Below are 18,617 nucleotides of genomic sequence, written 5' to 3'. Positions count from 1 at the left end.
TAGAATAAAATTGCTATTGCCATTAAGTTTATTGCAAAGCAATATCGGCACCATCTATGTATTCAAAAACCAATGCATAATCCTATAGATAAATAGATTTTAGCTTCCCGATAATTTTTTAATTACTATCACTGGCTAGCCAAGATAATCGATAGATTTTCTCAATTATTTAGGAAATTAAATCTATAGCTAAATACTACTGAACTATAGAAATTATCGCAAATTCATGAACTATTATAAATTTGGAATATGCTTTATTTATCCAGCTATTACAAGTATAAACACACTCTAATAAAGCAGCAATAGAATAATCAAATATTTTTTAAATGCAATGTATTCTGTATATTTATAGTTTAGTTATCCAGGTATTTTATAAAGCTAACATAATTTCAATGCTACAGCAGATTGTAAGGTGGTGATGCACAGATGATGGTAAGGGCAAGGCACTGCCCATTGGTGTCAACTTAACGTGAAACCTGCTTGGTTGCAAGGTTTCTGCCCTCACCCCCAGCCCCTCTCCCGCAGGGAGAAGGGAGCAAGAGATTTAGTTCTCCTTCTCCTGGGGGAGAAGGGGTTAGGGGATGAGGGCGCGAGGTATTTGTACAACGCCCGCCCTATATAGCTTTTAGCTTAAGTTGACACGTATGGGCACTGCCTTGACCCTACATGCATATCTTATTTACTTGAAATAGGATGGATGTATGATTGATGAGAATATTATTAAATAATAAAGATTATCTGAGTAATTAGATAATCTTTTGATTTCTCATCTAGCCACCTTAGAATCGAGGAAGAAAATAGTTAATTAGAATTACCTATTTGTGGAATAGAGCCGGGATACTTGATAATTGGATATTGCAAATTGCTTTGGTGCTGATAATATTTATGTGCTGCCATAGACATAGCGAGAAATCCCCATAAAATCATGCCAGCAACACTCAACATCCCACTACCAATGACTAACTGAAAACAACCACTAATTCCAATTGCGCGGGCAGCACTGACAAAACTATCAAAACGTCCTTCTTTGTACTTACTAACATTGATAATTGTCAAAATTAAGCCACCTAAATAAAAGATAGCACCAGCCCACCCTAAGGTAAAAAACATATCTAAAACGCCACTGTCAATCACAAAAACTTCGATTTGTCCGGTTTTTTCATTGACTTTCCAGATATTACCTAAACCGTTACCTAATACATTAGAAAGCGCAATACTCAAATTGCGATCGTAGCTGCCCGATCTATCTTTAAAACTGGTGTCATTCTCTAAATTAGAAAAAGTTTCTAACCGAGTAGCCACTACCTCTGAAATTGGCTCAATTGTGGTTAAGGGAACAACACATATTGCCATGACCACAATAATCGTAATTAAGCGCATTTGAATTCTAGCTTTGACTGAACCCAAAATCATAATTACGCCTAACAACCAACCGCCCCAATTAGTACGTGCTTGTGCTAACAAGAAGGACAAATAACCCACAGCCGAAGCAGGAAAAATTAAAAATCCAGTTCTGGTAAATAACAATAATAGACCAGCTTGCATTACAGAACCAAAAGGCCCAACTGAGTGCAAAGTACTCCAGACACGCATCCCAAAGGGTTCTGGATCTCCGGAACTGGTAAACATTTTGGATTCGATTAACCAATATCTATCCCATTCTGGCGCTACCACAAATTGATAGACACCATAAGCACCAGTAATTAACACACACCAGAGAAATACACGCTGCATTTGCTCTCGGTAAGTCGGATAATCTCGCCAGTTCATAAATAAATGAAAAGCGAAAATAATCGGACTGAGCCAATCTAAAAGACCCCTTGCTACAGGCACAGGGGCATTATAAATCAGACCCACTAAAAAACCATAAAATACCCCAATAAACGCCAAAAGAAAAGGTAAACCTCCTTGGCGTACACTGCTAGGCAAATATTTAATAAAAGTGCCAATAGTGACAAATACCACTAAATAAGGTGCAATCAGTATCTGACGAGTAGGGTCCCAACCAACTCGATAATCTACCAACCGCGCAACTAAAGGTGTGAGAAACCAAATCCACCAAGTAAACCCAATATAGAGAATGGGATGGCGGAAATAAAGAAATAAACCTACTAATAAAGATGTTGCCGGAAAAACTAATCGCAACATCGTTGCTGCACCAGTAAAATAACAAACTACTATGAGCAATATGTAACCCAAGATTACCATCCAAGCTTGTGCAGCCCGGTCTTGAGGCGAGAAGTTTTCTTGCAAAACAGGATTGTAAAGTATCTGTTTCTGTTGAGAAGGCATTCAATTTTAGATTTTGGATTTTAGATTTTGGATTGGTCTTGATTTGAGTACAAAAAATTGAAATTTATTATTTGCGCCTTTGCATGATATTTATTAATACTTTTTAAACGAATCGCATTCGCGTAGCGTCTCGCAGAGAAGACGCGAAGAATAAGAAGGAAGAGAGTTAATTTACTCAAAACACAACAAATTTACTTTTGAAGTTTGGATTTTGAATTTTGAATTGTTTATGTGTTTGCCAACCTAACCAGCGCCCACGCAAAGAAGCCAGGAATTTTTTACCTGCTAATTGTCCTTGGATAGGTAAGAATCTCAACCATTGCACAAAGCCCAAACTATCCCTTGTGCCTATGAATATTGCCCATAATAAAAACACTGCACGACGTAGCGGCGGCAGATGATCTAATAAAACTAAAGTTTCATTATGGACTAAATTAATAAAGGCAATTTCATTAAAATTATGGCGTTGGTCTTCATCAAAACGTTGTGCAGGATAATGATCGACTGCTATTTGGGGATCGTAAATTAGCTTCCAACCAGCGCGTTTTAAGGCGAAGGTAAAGGCCATTTCAAAATGGACTTGTGCGCCTGTACCACGCATTCTTTCATCAAAATGTAATTGCGCGATCGCAGCGTGACGAAAACTCATGTTCACCCCTTTGAGAACATCAACTTCCCGCGCTTCTCCCACTCCTAGGTGATGATTACCAATCACCCGTCCAAACCACTGCAATTTCCCAACTACCTGCTGAGAACCATCTTCCAATTTGTTCCGTTGATAGATCCAATCACGCCCACCAACGCCAGCAATGCGGTTATCTGCTTCAAAATGCGCGTTGATTTTCTCTAACCAATCAGTGTGGGGGGCTGCATCATCATCTGTAATTGAAACAATGTCTCCCTCAACTACGGCTAGTCCAGCATTTAAGGCTGCTACTACCCCAGGTACGCTAACTGTAACGGTTTGTAGTGGCAGTTTATCGGTGGGAAAATCAGCGAGAAATTGCCAAGTTTCTTGATCTGTATCGCGAACAACGACGATTACTTGATCGACTGGTTTCGTTTGCGCCTGTAATGCTAAAAGGCAACGAGACAAATCTAGAGGACGGCGATAAGTGGGGATAAGAACAGTGTTTTTCATGGAAAGTCGGCAGGAAAATGGATCCTCTTGTGGGTGCTTAGAAATAGCCACCCGCCCCTGTGGCGCAAAAAAACTCTTCCCCATGCCCAATGCCCCATGCCCCATGCCCAAAAAGGTAGAATTTTCCTTTAAATCCTCAAATAGATCCACGTAATTTTGTGCCATCGTCATCCAGCTATGTTGTTCAGCAAGAGAACGCGCTGCTTTACCCATTTGCTGCATCAAAGGGCGATCGCAGATTAATGATGACAGTGCTGCGGCTAAAGCTTCAATGTCATCGGTATTTGACAAAACCACTCCGCATTCCGGTGTCACCAGTTCTGCGCCTCCGGTGGCGGTGGCGGTAATGACTGGTAGCCCAGAAGCGAGGGCTTCTAATAATACGAGGGTGCAAGCTTCATAACGGGAAGGAAATACAAATAAATCCACAGCCCGCATAATGGCGGACATATCACGCCGATAGCCTAAAAAATGTACTCGTTCACTTAACCCTAAAGATGCAGCTAGTTGGGGAAAGGGGCTACCTTCAGTGTCACCCACAACCGCTAGATGTAAATCAGGAACCTTGGCTAAGGCATAGAGAACTGTGTCTAAGTTCTTTCTAGTGGTGCGAATATCGCCAGCAAATAGCGCTAGTGGGACATTTTCAGGTAAATTCCAAGTTTGGCGACTGCTGATCCCAGGGGTAAACTCTGTTAAATCCACGCCATTAACAATTACCTGAATCTGCGATCGCGGTACGCCAATGTTGACTAATTCTTGCGCTACCTTCTCCGATACCGCCACAACCACTTTCGCTTGTTGGAAAGCCTGTTTTTCCCATTGGGCATTTAAGGCAGTATAAAGCCACTGGTACAAACCATAGGCATCGCGCCGAGTGCGAGAAATATGCACAGGCGATCGCAACCAAGAACTGTGAACGAAATGTACAGCGTTCACATCCGCAGAGGTTGTTGTAATCGCACCATTAACTTTGACTAAATCAAATTCAGCCCGATGTTTATTTAACCAATCTGCACTTTTTTTGGCGAATACCAAATTACGAATAAATTCTGTTGGGAATTGTTGAACTGGAATTTCTACCCAATTAACTAAACTATGATTTTGAAGTTCTGGCGCTACTTCGCTAGCTAATAATGTTAGTTGATGACCACGACAAATGACTTCTTTTGCAACTTCATAGTTGACTCGACCTTGACCATCACCTTTTTTCAATTTGTGAGTCACAATACAAATTTTCACACACCACCTCCTGAGGCGATTAATTTATATACGTACCTAAATAGCTAAATCCGGTTCAATACTACAAGGGATAGCGTTTTGAACTCAAAATTGGTTTTGGGGAAAAGGTTAAAGGTTAAGGGTTAAAGGTTTTTTCTTTCCCTTGAATCATTCCCCTTTTTTCCCTTAAGCGACAAGTATTGGAATCCGGTTTGATTCTTTAAACATGGCTGATATCAACCCTAAATATTGAGAGTAGATAATGCCCAGACAGTTAATTGATTGATTGAGGTAGATTAATATTTATGATATTTTTTTTCATGGAGTTAATTTTTTGAGCAAATTTATTTTTTTTGCAGCTAACCCACTCAATGTAAAACTTAAGTAAATCGAAGAATTTCGTAGCTAGAGGTTGGGGAATAAAACTCAGAGTTAATGCTGCGATAGTTCGCAGATTAAACTTCTGTTTGCTTAGTGCTTGCCAAAAATAAGAACGCGCTTCTAATACTTGCTGATTTCGCAGTAAACCTATCCCCAAAGTGGTATTAGCTTCTAACCATTGCTTTTGAAAATATGACTTAAACTCTTCAAGACGAGGGTCTTCCATGAAAACTTGATAACAGAACAATTCGCTTTTAGCTTTGCGAATTTTTGCCTCAGCATTTCGATGACCACTAAGCATTGTATCAGTTTGCTCATGGGCACGATAATAAGTCAATCTTTCGGGATAATAGTAAGCTGCATAACCCGATGTAGCGCAAATGTAGCTTAAATATACATCCCATAAACCGCCAACTTCAGCAGGAATATTATCCCAATTCATGAGATTAGCTCGAAATACACAAGCTGCGGCAGTAGGGATACTTTTATAAAGTAAACCCATTTTATAAAAAGCTTTATACATTCCTTGCTCTAGTGTGTCGCGCTTAAAACCACGTGTATTTGCTTCCGTACCAGAATAATTAATATTACCTAAAGCATCAATGATGTATTGATCGCTAAAAGCGATAATTAATTCTGCATGTGCTTCTAAGATGGGCACAAGTTTAGCTAAAAAATCTTCGTGCCATAAATCATCATCATGGAGGCTAGCAACATATTTACCACTTGCTATCTTAAAGCCATACATTTGATTACCAAACATTCCAATATTTTCTGGATGTCGCACAAATTTGATGCGTGTATCACCAAAAGATTCCACAATCCCTTGAGGATTTTCGGGGCTACAGTTATCAGAAACAATAATTTCCAAATTTTGGTAAGTCTGCCTCACTGCACTAGCGATCGCTTGTTTGAGATACTGTGGTCGATTATAAGTAGGAATAATTACGCTAACCAGTGGTTGTACTACTTCAGAATTGTTAGACATAATATTTAATACAGTAGTTGAGTTTAAATAAGAGATGCAGAGACACGATTCATCGCGTCTATAAAAGAAAATTTGTAGAGACGCGATTCATCGCGTCTGTAAAAGGGAAGAGGAAAGGCAGAATGCATGAATTTGGAATTTTCCCAATCCCCATTACCCCTTATCCCCAGAGGGGGCCCCGAGTTCCCCAATCCCCATTACCCCTTATCCCCAGAGGGGGCCCGAGTTCCCCAATCCCCATTACCCCTTATCCCCAGAGGGGGCCCCGAGTTCCCCAGTCCCCATTACCCCTTATCCCCAGAGGGGGCCCCGAGTTCCCCAGTCCCCAACCCCCAATCCCCCAATCAGCTATTTCCCATCTGATAATGTGTCTGGTGATATTTCCACAATTGACCTTTAAGTTCAAGTAATTCTTGATACTTACCCTGTTCAACGATGCGTCCTTTTTCTAAGACGACAACCTTATCAGCTTGAGCAATCGTAGAGAGACGGTGAGCAATTACAATCACTGTGCGTCCTACAGCATAACTTTCTAAAAACTCTTGAATAGTCTGCTGTGTAATTGCATCTAAGGCACTGGTGGCTTCATCTAATATCAAAATTTCGGGTTTGCGTACTAAAGCACGCGCGATCGCAATTCGTTGTTGTTGTCCACCAGAGAGTTGAATGCCATCCGCACCTAAAATTGTGTTGAAGCCTCCAGGTAATTTTTCGATAAATTCCAGTGCATGGGCTTGACGTGCTGCTTCGCGGACTTCCTCATCGGTAGCATTAGGAGTACCGTAAGCAATATTGTTGCGAATGGAAGTATTAAAGATAAATGTTTTCTGGCTGACTATCGCCATTTTGCGACGTAGCGAGTTAATTTCAAAATCTCGCAAGTCAACGCCATCAATGAGAATTTGTCCTTGTACTGGATCGTGAAATCTAGGAATTAAATCAGCCAGGGTACTTTTACCACCACCAGTTTCTCCTACTAAGGCAATCATCTGTCCCTGTTCAATGCTCAGGGTAATATTATGTAGCACTAAATTATTAGGCTCATAACCAAAATCTACAGATACTATATCAATTCCTTGTTTTAATCCAGGGAATTGAATTTTACCATTTTGAAAATAGTCTTTATCTTCTGGTGTCAACAACTGCTTAATATTTTCAACTGCACCTGCTTGGGTATTTAAAAAAGCAACTACGCCATTTAAATCTTGAATCATTGGCACCAAGCGGAACAGGATAAAGAAGAATGTTAACAATGAAGCAACCTTCATTAATCCAGTTGTCAATGCCACAATAATCATCATCACAAGAATTAATGTGGCAGCACTCTCAGTAATTGGTCTAACTGATAAAGATAGCCAATAAACTGATTTCCAAGTAGTAACTATATTTTGACTAGCTTTGTAATATCGCCGCCGTTCAAAATCGATAGTAGAAAATGCATGAATAGTTCGGATACCTTCTAGAAATTCTAGCGCCCTAGCAGTAAATTTATCGTTAGCTTTAGTAACTCCAAAACTCTTCTCCCGTACATTTCTATTCAGAGTTGTTAGCCCCACAGCTAAGAGACTAAACAGTAAAACAGAAATAATAGAAAGCTGCCAAGAAATTAAAAACAGCGATAGAGCATAGACAGCAATTGTTAATAATCTAGTAATTACAAAAGCCACACCGCCAAAAATCTGCCTAATCCTCTCCATTTCATTGGTGAGACTATTAATCAATTCGCCAGAACTTTTCTTGGCAAAATATTTGAGTTCTTGTGCCTGTAACTGCTCAAATATCTGTTTTCGGAGATTATCTACTAAATTTACCTCACTCAGTTGGATGCAAAGTTGCGCGAGGTAGTTAAACGAAGCGCGGATACAAGTTATAACTACAATTAAAATCGATACTCTGTACAATCTTTCATTTGGGGAACCATTAATATCTAAAATTACGACATCAAACCAATGAAATCCAGTTTTTATGGGTTCAGCATCAGGAGTAGTTAAGCTCTGCAAAAATGCTAATAAAAAACCCAGTCCAAACCCCTCAAATGTAACAGCAAAAAGCGATAAAACAATCGCTAATATAGCAAGTCGAGGGAATTTTTTGAACTCTCGTAGAATCAAATAATGATTTTGCCAAAAGCTACTAGTTTTGATGAATCTACGAGTTGACTGTGGAAGATTAAAATACATAAATTTTTGACAAAGCTTTCAATTAAACAACAGACCAAACAATTAAGTTAATTGCAGGGTCTTAAATAGGATGGCGATAGATGAAGCGACCAATAGCCGAGCCACAAAGAATGGCAAATTTTTGTTGCAGAAGTTTGACAGAAGAATACATTTGAATTGGTGTTTGACTATGCCGCCAAAACAATTTATCTGTAATGCTAGGACGGCTACCTTGAAGAGCGCTAATAATCAATTTCTTCCGCCAGGGCTTCACACTTGGTACTATGGCATGAGACATAATAGTGCCGCCAGGAATAAAATCCATTCCATCAGGCCCTACTGTACTTAGAGGTAGATTCGATACCATCAGTGCTAAGTTCAGGTAAGTCTGATCGCCATAAAGATAGGGGTAATGACCAAAAGATTGATCGCCATATAAATCTTGTAAATCTGAGTGTCCCGCCATCTCACCCAGTTCTATCAGTTTCTGCCAAAGTCCAAGAATGGATTTACAGCTTTTATTCACACCAATAAAGCCACTATTAAAGTGATAATCTAATTGGCGATCGCAAACTAAGCCGTTACTCTCGGCAAATTCTTGCCATGCTAACCGTCGAGGATGATTTGCAGGGACGTGATACCAGGAATCGCCACACAGCGCAATTCCCCGACTCACCCACTTTTCGTAAAAATCCCAACTACATTTATTGACGATATCAGGGTCAAAGTAAAATAGTGCTTCTACATCTGGGCAGTACTTTTCCCATAATAAATTCATAAAATCAGGCTTATAAAAGCCTAAGTGTTTACGGGTATCTAGTTTTACAAACCGAATAGCACAACCATCTGCGATCGCCAATTCTTGATAGCCCTTACCAGCTTTCACAGACTTTGCCCAAGGTGGTAAATTCCCTCGGTAAGCAGCCCAAATCACACCGCGAAACCCATGATGGTATAGGGAATTAGCTAAAGCCCCGACACCATAATGGTAGTCTTTTTCAAAAACAGTACATATAGCTGTTTGCATAATTGCATCTCGTTAAATTCAGCAAATAATTTGTATTTTTAACCACCAAAGTTGTGAGTAACTTTGGGGTTGTTGATTCATAAAACCAAAAATCTATAATGCAGCGCTTTTCATCTGAGTTTTAAGATTCAGCCGGCTTCAACGTAGCTTCTACCTGCCATGAATCGATTGTTTCTGCTGCATTGAGATTTCGTTGTGTAGAGGAACTTAACTGCACCACATCTGCCAAAGTCCAACAATACGATTGCATTAAACCTCTGTCACCTTGCAATACATTCAACAACTGCGGAAAGTTGTGCAAACCAGATTTACTCAGCCAACGCCGCAATGGCGTGACGTGGCGCGCTTCCGTTGTCCGTAACTTAATGGCTAGAAAAAGCTTACCACGCTCTCCCACTAACCACTCACGCGCAAAAACTGGCCCTGGTGAATCAATCTGCATCAACAAAACCAGTCCCAGCATAACTGGACTTAGCACGACTAGCAACACAAAAGCCAAAACCCTATCAAAAAGCTGCTTCCATAGTCTGACAACAGGATGAGCTTTTTTTAGCGGTTGATTCCCAGAGGGAAACCGTAGAAAAATTGGCTTATTAGCTGCTGCACAAGCTTCCGCCCAAAACCGCAACAAATCCTCACTTAGCTTGGCATCAATGCTCACCAACTTCACTGGAGAATGTTTTAAACACTCGACTAACCATTGTTTGTCATCTAAAGAAGGCAGATATGGCTGTTTGATATATTTAGGAGACTTCACCAACAACTGACCCCGCCGCCACAATAGCGTACAGTATGGAGAATCTGAATTTGGTTGACGTTGCTCAGTTAGTTTGTAGGGATTCTGTAGAGAGGGAATTATTGAGATAGTCATAGGTCATGAGATATGTAGAGAAGTAGATTCTTGACCTGATATCAAGTGCTGATCAAAATTCTGTGCTGCAATTTATCTGATTTGACAGGTGAGAAAACAAGATTTTACTCTCACCAACTTAATGATGCGATTAATCTGTCAAAATCAGTCTCAGCAGACTGTTTAGCTATTTTGAAACGGCTGTGATATCTAGGATAGAAGACTCTTTTGGAATAAATCTTGGTCAGAGAAATTCTTTATGCATTCTTGATAAATTATTTACTTTTTCCAGAGAATTATTAAGTTTTTGTAAAACAGAGAATAGTTTTCACTACAAATTCTCTCAAGCAATAGGGCACAACAATGTTGTGCCCTACAATCTGCTGAGACGACAGCTAATGAAAAATGCCTATAGTGACACCACTCTAGCCAATACTTGTCGGTTAAGGGGAAAAAGGGGAATGGGAAAAGGGAAAGAGAAAACCTTTAACCCTTAACCTTTAACCTTTTCCCCAAAACCAATTTTTGCGTGATTCTTTAGCCTCTTTCCCGACGAGAACCTGTTTCACTCAAACGAGAAGAGCTGTATTTCTCCATTGCTTGTTGCAGTGCAAATCTTTGTGGCTTTGTATAAGGTACGTATGTGCTGTCAGCGTTGGAGGCTCCATTTGCTACGACTCCAATCAGATTTAACTTGCTCAACATCGCTGTAGCTTGAGCCATTTGGCTGCGAGTTACTCTACCAATGCTTGCCAACATCACAACACTACGACAAGATGATGCAGTCAACATCGCATCTACTAATCCAAGCACAGGAGAACCATCTACCAGTACCAAATCATAGTTCTCTTCAAAAGTTGCCATCAATTGTGTCATCCGTGGCGAACTCAAAAGATTAGCTGCATCAGCAGGTGTAGGCCCAGCTGTCAGAATATCAATGTAGGATGAGCCTGAGTATTGAATACTCATTTGGTTAGGTATAGAGCCTTCACTGGTGAGGAGAGTGGAAAGCCCTTGATCGTTGGGAAGATTGAGTTGATTGTGTAGACTTGGTTCACGCAAATTAGCATCAATCAATAGTACTTTTTTGTGTAACCGCGCCGCGCTCATTGCCAAACCTAATGCCAAAGCGGACTTACCCTCATCGGGTAAAGCCGAGGTAATCATTAATGATTTCAAACTGGTAACAGTATTGAGCAGTTCAATATTTTTATAAATTAGGTCTAGCGATTCCCAACTAGGAGGAGATTGTAATACTTGAACTGTCCAAGGTGCAAGCTCTTCTGGTTTACCAAAAGGCAACTTAATTACTGACTCTCTAGGTTTAACAGGGGGTAACTTGGGAGTAATACCCAACAATGGTAGAGCTGCGTGCTTCTCTAACTCAGCAGTAGTATGAACAGCATCGTCAGAGGCTTCCCGTACAAAGGTAGCAATACCTCCTAACATTAAGCCAACCACCGCACCCAACAACAGGTTCTGCTGCAGATTGGGGCCCATTAATGTACCCTTTTGGGGTTCTTCAACCACTTCCCAATTAAATCCGCCTTTAGAAAGTTCCTGACGCACTTGCTGTTCTGCTCTCAACAACTGCTCTAACCTTTCACGACTAAATTGCAGTTGCGGTAATATGCGATTGTAATAAGCCAACAAAGGCGGAAAGCGTTTGAGTTGCAAACGTAGGTCGTTTTCTTTCTGAGCCAAAGTTTGATCGCGAGCTGCTAAAGAAACAATATTTGTTTGTGTTTCTACTAGCTCACCTGCAAGGTTGAGGTCAATTTGTCCGAGTTGTCCTTGTTCTAGTAGATTTCCGCCATCTGCAACAGCACTAGCAGGTAAGCCGCCTAAAGTTCTGCTCACCTCTTGTTGCAATAATTCCTTCTGTCCTTCTAGTTGTGCTTGCAACTTTTGCACACTAGGAGTTTCATCTGTAAACCGCAAGCGTTCTTGTGATAGGGTCAGTTCTGTTTTTTGAATCTCGTTGAGTAAACCTTGATAGCGAGTAGACTGACTCAAACGCGAAGAAACCAAAGCATTTTGTGGCGTACGGTTAAGTTGCGCTTGCAAAGATTGTTGACGCGCCAAAGCTTCTTGATATTGAGAACGAGTAGTACGTCGTTCTTCTTCAAGTTTATTCAAAGCGTCTTCTAGCGCTTTTGCTTGGGTTTCCGGATCGATTAAATTCTGAGTTCTGCGAAATCTTTGCAGATTAGTTTCAGAAGCATTAACTTCATCACTAGCTTTTTTTAACTGTTCTCTAATAACTTGCAGCCCTTTTTGTAACCGGGAATCTTGCTGCTGCTTGTTATATTCCAAATACACCTGGCGAATCGCACTCAGAACTTTTTGGGTTTTTTCGGCATCGCGATCGCTATATTCAACCTGAAAAATTTTAGTTAAGACATTATCCTCTTTGGTTTTAATTTGATTCAAAACCAAAGCATTCTTAACATCATCAACAGTTAAGTCTGGATAGTCTTGCTGAACTTTATCAACAGCCTTTTGCAACAGCCCAGAACTCTTCATAATGTTGAGTTGGGTTGCTGTGTCTATTTCAATAGTCGGTTCAGTAAATTGATTTTCTGGTGTTGCTGTTCCTTGTTTAACTTGATAATTGGGTTCTACCAACAACTGCATAGAACTTTTGTAGGTAGGCTTGGTTTTTGTAGTGATAAAACCAGCAAAAGTGACGGAAGTGAAAAATACAAGCACAAACCAGGGAAATCTGCGTACCATTACGGACAGCATCTGTCCGTAACCCGCTTCATTTTCGGGAGGTGTATTCGGATTGGGATTGAAACTCGGATTAAGACTAGTTTGAACCACTTTTATTATCCTTAAGCTAACAAATTACTTGATTGATGCACTCTCCAAGCCTGGTCAATAATTTGTTCGACTTTACTAAAGAAGGCTGTTTCTGAAAAATTTGTTACTGCATGATTCCGAATGTTTTGGTAATCCCAAGTTATTTCGCCAGCTTCTAGTAATGCAGTTTGTAAAGATTCTGGTGTTTGTCTCTTAAAAAAGACTCCTGTTTTTCTGGGAACTTGAGTATCTAAAACACCACCTGCTCCATAAGCAATAACTGGAGTACCGCTAGCATTAGCCTCCACTGGAACCAATCCATAATCTTCTAAAGCCGCAACTATCACAGACTTAGCTTTAGAAAATAAGTCTTTACGTTTTGCATCGCTGACGTGTCCTAAGAACTCAATATTATCTAAAGCTTTGGATTTTAACCGTGCTTGTTCTGGGCCATCGCCTGAGATTAATAAACGCCACCCTAGCCAATTAAAAGCTTCAATTATTATATCTAAACGTTTATAACTGATCATCCTCGCAGATGCCAAATAATATTCTTCTTTCTGGTCTGAGAAAATGAAATTACTGGTATCAATGGGATAATTAATGACAATAGCTTGCTTTTTATAAATATCCTGAATGCGTCGAGCCACAATACTGGAATTAGCAATATATAAATCGGGTTCCTGTGCATATTCCAAATCTACATTTCTCATAACTTGGAATATTTTTTCTAGTAGCGGTGCAAAATAGCGATAATCACCGTATTCCCTTAAATAAGTTTCTGTATCCCACAAGAAACGCGTAACATTATGACAAAAGCAAATATGTAGTGCTTGGGGTTTTTTTCTGACGGCTTTTGCAAAGCTCGTACTACTACTGATAATTAAGTCATAGTCTTGTAAATTTAAAGCCCGAAAAGCAGAAAAATAGAAGGGAGCCATCAAGCGAAAATATTTAGCTGCACCGGGAATTTTTTGTAAGAAAGTTGTATTAACTACACGCTCACTTAAATCTATAGTTTTTTGATGATTGTAAACAGAGGTGTAAATATCAGCTTCAGGGTAGCGCTTACAAAGCAATTCAAACACGCGCTCTGCTCCACCGCGCTGGGTTAAGTAATCATGGACTAGAGCAATTTTCATCAGTTCAATCTCCAGTTTCTTTCAGGTTTGCTTGAATACTTCCCAGCAAGTAATAGTAATTCGTAATTCGTAGTTCGTAATTCGTAATTAAGAGAATGTTTTAAAATGATTTAGTAATTTATCAAATAATTTTAGGTACTTGCAAATAAAAAAATATCCCAGTATTTATTATGGGGTGGACATCTTGTCCGCCCAGTTTATGTGGCAGGCAAGATGCCCGCCCCACAAGATGGAATAATTTATTTCTTGGAAGTCCCTTATATGCTGATAAATCCGCTTTTTCAAGGGGAATAGTGGCACTTGAGAAGTGCTTAAATTCACAGCGAACCACTTTTAAAACAACCTCTAAGAAGCTTAATTATTTGTAATCTCAGAAGATGGAGTTGAAATTAAACAGGTTTCCACCAGCACCTTGCAAATAGGATGCTAAGGACGCTAAGAAATAGTAGAAAAAGATGTTGGTACGTAGTCAGGAATTTAAGAATGAAAGCTAAGAATAAATTCCTGACCACGCATTTAATTTAACCGACAGCTACTAGAGCTTTTTCTGTAGCGAAATAAGCGTTTTGTTCGGCTCTTAATTTATCGCAAAGTCTATCTGCGGGCAATTCTATATCGTCGTAAGTTAGCACTTGATCCTTGGGAATATCGCGTTTGAGGCGACATCCTTCAGCTAATCCCATTGGTAGGAGGTTTTGCTGTTGTGCGATCGCAGAATTTTCGCATTGTCCGTAGGTCATGTAGTAGCCGATACCATCTAAGGTTTCTCCGGCTTTCAAATCTATTTTGGCTGTGGTGACTACATCTACTACCGGGCCAGCCAAGGGAGCCATCACAGCATCTTGGAAGAGAACCGCACGGGCTACAGAGAGGGGAACTTCAAAATGGCAGAGGTGATAAGGAGTATAGAAGCTGTAAAGCGGGCCTTCACCGAGTTTGTACAAGTTAAGATAGTGGCGTTGTTTGGGGTCGTCGTGAGTTGCAAATACAAATACCCCTGGGCCTGGTTTAGCACCAACAACATAATCAACAATACCGCCCAATTCCTTGAGCTGGTCTACGTCATACAGATTGGTCATTTCATCCACATGACCAGTGAAGTCATAACCCAGCATTCCCCGTTTCGCAACCTTCATCCCAGTGGCGTTGGCGACGATCGCTTGCTCAAAGGAAATTTTGCTCCCATCAGCAAAGCTAGTTACCATGTGGGCTTTTTGACCCCAACGTTTAGCGAAGGCTTCTTGAGTGGTGGGATTGCGATAGGGGTCTTGCAGACCCTTGATGTTACCGCACAATAGGGGAGTTAAACCAATGCTTTTTACAAAGCGGTAGAGATTCATTTCTACCCCTGGCTGATCGCCATCGCAAGCGCTGAGAATTACGCCAGCTTTGTCTGCATAGACCTTGAGGATAGGGCCAATAGTGCCATCGAGTTCAGCATTCATCATAATCACGTGTTTGTGATGTGCGATCGCACTCATGACGATATGTGCGCCAAATTCGACTGCACCGGTAACTTCAATTAAAGCCTCGATCCCATCAGCACGACACAGTAACTCTGCATCTTCTGTAACTGCATATTTACCCTGAGCGATCGCATCTTCCATATCGGTGATATTTGTCACCACCTGAATATCTTCAATCCCTGCTTCTAGATAAGCTCGCTTGGCTGCATCAAGTTGGCGGTTGGAGATAGCAACTAACTCCATTCCTGGCACAGAATTAATAATTTGGTTAGCAATACCTCTACCCATAAAGCCTGCACCAATCATCCCCACTTTGATGGGTCTACCTAAAGCTGCGCGGGCTTCTAAAGCGCGGTCTATAATAATCATTTTGTAATTCCTACATACACAATAATTGTTAAAAATCTCTTCCTCTTTCCCTTTTTCCCTAACCTTGAGTAGTAAGCCAAGGTAACTGGCTGGGGAAAGGGTAAAGGGGAAAGGTTTTTGTCCCTTACCCTTTTCCCTTTCACCTTTACCCAATCTCCACCTAACATTTTTGGGTCAGCAGACTACTAGACTTTAGCCTCTATTTCTGCACCACCAACGGGCATCATGCTTAATAAAGGCCAATTTAAATCTTTATCAGAAATTTCTGTGACTTCTAAAGGCCATTCAATGTTAAAGAATGGGTCATCATAACGTAAACCACGCTCATAACCTGGTGTGTAAAATTCACCAACTTGATAGACCACCTCAGCATCATCTGTCAGCGCTTGATAGCCGTGGGCAAACAGTTCTGGTACATATAAAGCGCGGTGATTATCGGCAGTAAGTTCCACACCAATATGAGATAAAAAGGTGGGAGAGTCAGGACGCATATCAATAATTACGTCATAGATAGCGCCTTTGGTACAGCGAATTAATTTAGTTTCGGCTGCTGGCGCTAGTTGATAATGCATCCCGCGCAATGTCCCCTTTTTGTAGTTATAAGACACGTTACATTGAGCAACTATAGATTTTAAGCCGTGGGTAACAAACTCTTGCGCGCAAAAAGAACGAGCGAAGAAACCACGGTGATCTTGCTTTTTTTCTAATTCAACAATAAATGCGTCTTTCAGTGAAGTTTTGATGAAAATCATAATTTACCTCAGAATTAATTTTTATTTAGGAGTAAATAACTAGCTAATTAGTGACAATTAGTTGGTTACTTAAACGGTTTCTAGTGCAGAATTTAACTCTATCCTGGGATATGTATCATCCCAATATTGAGTACATAGGTCTGGTCTTTCGGGAGGATTAGCTGTATAGCAGAAAAATAATGTTACTCGTTCTTCTGTACGTACAGTCCCATGATGTAAAACATTTTTGGTATCAGCAAAAATGACTGTACCTGCTGGCCCTTTACAAGATTTCCAAGCTGATTGAGGAATGGCTTTTTTGACAATTTCATCATCAATCCCCATATAACTTGACTGCCAAAGCTTGTAGTACAGCCAATAGTATTGCCACCTGAATAAAGAAGTTAAAGAACGGGGAATATATTCAAAAGGCCCTGTTTTTTCATCTACGTCTTTCAGAGAAAGAAAGATTTTGATAATCCGTCTATCTTCCGCATCGCTGTGCCAAAGCAATGTGCCAAATTGATGGTTGCTAGGAAAATCTTTGCGTAAATGCACACCATGAAATTTAACAGGAAGACCGATGTAATTTTCAATAATGTTGAGTAGCCGTTTGTCTGTAGCCCAAGCAGAGATTGCAGGAATGTCTGTAACTGTATAAATCTGGGGCCACATTTCGTCTAGCTCGTTGTTATTGGCTTTTTCCATCTGGGATAATTGATGAGCAGCAGCCTGGAGTAATTCGGAAGTAGAATCGAACCCTAAATCAGATAGGGTTGTAGCATATACTCCATCCTTTTTCAGAGCCTTAAGAATAGCGCGATCGCATTCTGGCAATGATGGTAGGTTTTTCCTATGTTTCCATCTAGCTAAGGCACAAGCTAAGTCAGAATACAGCGCAGATACTTTACGTTTAATAGTTTGCAACATGATAATAATCCTTGTTGATTTCAGATTAATTCAGAGGTTTAATTCTCTTTTTTTTTGAACTTGTTGAGTACATATTTCTGCTGTTTCTGCCATACTCGCTTCTTTAATAGCTATGACATCAAACATGGCTAATCCTATCAAGGCTATAAAAGGAACAACTGTTTTCACAGCAGATACAGGCCATCTTCTTAAAGCACCGAAAAATACTCTTAAATTTGCTTCCTTACCATTTTGCAAAAGCATTCTTTTACAAAATTGTTTAGAATATCCGCTCTCTTCCAGTTTTAAAATTACTTCAGGTATATGTTTGTATTGCATTAACAGTGCAGACCTTGGCTCTTTCTGCCAATAACTCACACCAACAATACATTCCAAAAAAGTCTCTTTGGTGACAATCACACTGCCATTAGCGGCACAATAACCTGCTAAATATGCTAAACAAATCCAATTGCTTGCAGCATTTGGCCAGTGTTTTAGAGCGGCTTTCACTAAATCAGCGCGATAGATTGTAGCTGTGAGAAATATGACTGCACCAACGCTTTTAGCAAAGCAATGTTCAAATATTGCCTTACCATCACCACTACCATCTTCACTATCAGCATCAAACCAACGATTACCTACTATTGTTGGTGGATGAACTGCTTCATTAGTAATTTTATTGCGTCCAGAGAAGTTGAGAAATAATAATGATAAATCTTCATGCTGCTTGATTTTGTTGATGACATAAGCAATAGCTTGGTTTTGAATCGGATCGTCATCGCCAATTGTCCAAACATATTTAGTTGTAGCAGCATTGAGGCAGTAAAGAATATTTTTCATTACGCCTAAATTTTCAGCATTGCGGTGAGAGTTAAAAGTGATATGGCTGAGTGTAGCTTGCCACTTTTTTACCACCTCTGGAGTTTTATCTGTAGAGCAATTATCAGAAACTAAAATCTCACAATCAGATTCAAAACCTTGAATAGCTTCAGCTAACCAACCTAACTGTTTATCTAGTAATTCCGCTCGATTATAAGTAGGAATAGCAATTGTTAGTAATTTATTCATTGGCTTCTTTAAAAGCTCATTAATTAGAAAAATAAATTCTTGTAAGAGATAATTCTCTATAGATAGGA

Annotated in this window: 12 protein-coding genes and 1 pseudogene; all 13 read right to left on the bottom strand. The window is 40.1% G+C overall.

The window, feature by feature from the left end; all coding sequences use genetic code 11:
* Window positions 1–801 precede the first annotated feature (801 nt).
* Window positions 802–2,292, bottom strand: coding sequence for a glucose-6-phosphate isomerase (locus tag HGR01_RS35300; protein ID WP_045873415.1), 1,491 nt, complete (start codon window positions 2,290–2,292; stop codon window positions 802–804).
* A gap of 175 nt (window positions 2,293–2,467) precedes the next feature.
* Window positions 2,468–3,433 (bottom strand): glycosyltransferase, encoded by a 966-nt coding sequence (locus HGR01_RS35295; protein ID WP_045873458.1) that lies wholly within the window; start codon window positions 3,431–3,433, stop codon window positions 2,468–2,470.
* A 123-nt stretch (window positions 3,434–3,556) separates the two neighbouring features.
* Window positions 3,557–4,675: pseudogene (locus tag HGR01_RS35290) on the bottom strand (glycosyltransferase family 4 protein); the annotation flags it as partial.
* A 253-nt stretch (window positions 4,676–4,928) separates the two neighbouring features.
* Window positions 4,929–6,023, bottom strand: coding sequence for a glycosyltransferase family 2 protein (locus tag HGR01_RS35285; protein WP_081584116.1), 1,095 nt, complete (start codon window positions 6,021–6,023; stop codon window positions 4,929–4,931).
* Window positions 6,024–6,367: 344 nt separating this feature from the next.
* Entirely contained in the window at window positions 6,368–8,203 is a 1,836-nt protein-coding gene (hepA, locus tag HGR01_RS35280; protein WP_045873413.1) for a heterocyst formation ABC transporter subunit HepA, read from the bottom strand.
* 61 nt (window positions 8,204–8,264) lie between these two features.
* On the bottom strand, window positions 8,265–9,209 hold the full coding sequence (locus HGR01_RS35275) for a hypothetical protein (protein ID WP_045873412.1): 945 nt from the start codon (window positions 9,207–9,209) through the stop codon (window positions 8,265–8,267).
* Window positions 9,210–9,330: 121 nt separating this feature from the next.
* Window positions 9,331–10,080 (bottom strand): heterocyst development glycosyltransferase HepC, encoded by a 750-nt coding sequence (gene hepC / locus HGR01_RS35270; protein ID WP_045873411.1) that lies wholly within the window; start codon window positions 10,078–10,080, stop codon window positions 9,331–9,333.
* Window positions 10,081–10,596: 516 nt separating this feature from the next.
* Entirely contained in the window at window positions 10,597–12,885 is a 2,289-nt protein-coding gene (locus HGR01_RS35265) for a GumC family protein (RefSeq protein WP_045873410.1), read from the bottom strand.
* An 11-nt stretch (window positions 12,886–12,896) separates the two neighbouring features.
* Window positions 12,897–14,006: a glycosyltransferase gene (locus tag HGR01_RS35260; protein ID WP_045873409.1), complete on the bottom strand. Its 1,110-nt coding sequence runs from the start codon at window positions 14,004–14,006 to the stop codon at window positions 12,897–12,899.
* Between the two features lie 521 nt (window positions 14,007–14,527).
* Window positions 14,528–15,841 (bottom strand): NAD(P)H-dependent oxidoreductase, encoded by a 1,314-nt coding sequence (locus HGR01_RS35255; protein WP_045873408.1) that lies wholly within the window; start codon window positions 15,839–15,841, stop codon window positions 14,528–14,530.
* 185 nt (window positions 15,842–16,026) lie between these two features.
* The gene (gene rfbC / locus HGR01_RS35250; protein WP_045873407.1) at window positions 16,027–16,593 is read right to left on the bottom strand and encodes a dTDP-4-dehydrorhamnose 3,5-epimerase; all 567 of its coding nucleotides are present in this window, start codon (window positions 16,591–16,593) and stop codon (window positions 16,027–16,029) included.
* Window positions 16,594–16,662: 69 nt separating this feature from the next.
* Window positions 16,663–17,502, bottom strand: coding sequence for a hypothetical protein (locus tag HGR01_RS35245; protein ID WP_045873406.1), 840 nt, complete (start codon window positions 17,500–17,502; stop codon window positions 16,663–16,665).
* 30 nt (window positions 17,503–17,532) lie between these two features.
* On the bottom strand, window positions 17,533–18,549 hold the full coding sequence (locus HGR01_RS35240; RefSeq protein ID WP_045873405.1) for a glycosyltransferase family 2 protein: 1,017 nt from the start codon (window positions 18,547–18,549) through the stop codon (window positions 17,533–17,535).
* Between the last annotated feature and the right edge of the window lie 68 nt (window positions 18,550–18,617).

The sequence above is a fragment of the Tolypothrix sp. PCC 7712 genome (assembly GCF_025860405.1).
Lineage (GTDB): Bacteria > Cyanobacteriota > Cyanobacteriia > Cyanobacteriales > Nostocaceae > Aulosira > Aulosira diplosiphon.
The sequence above is the reverse complement of the archived record's forward strand: the minus strand, read 5'-3'. Positions and strand labels throughout refer to the sequence as shown.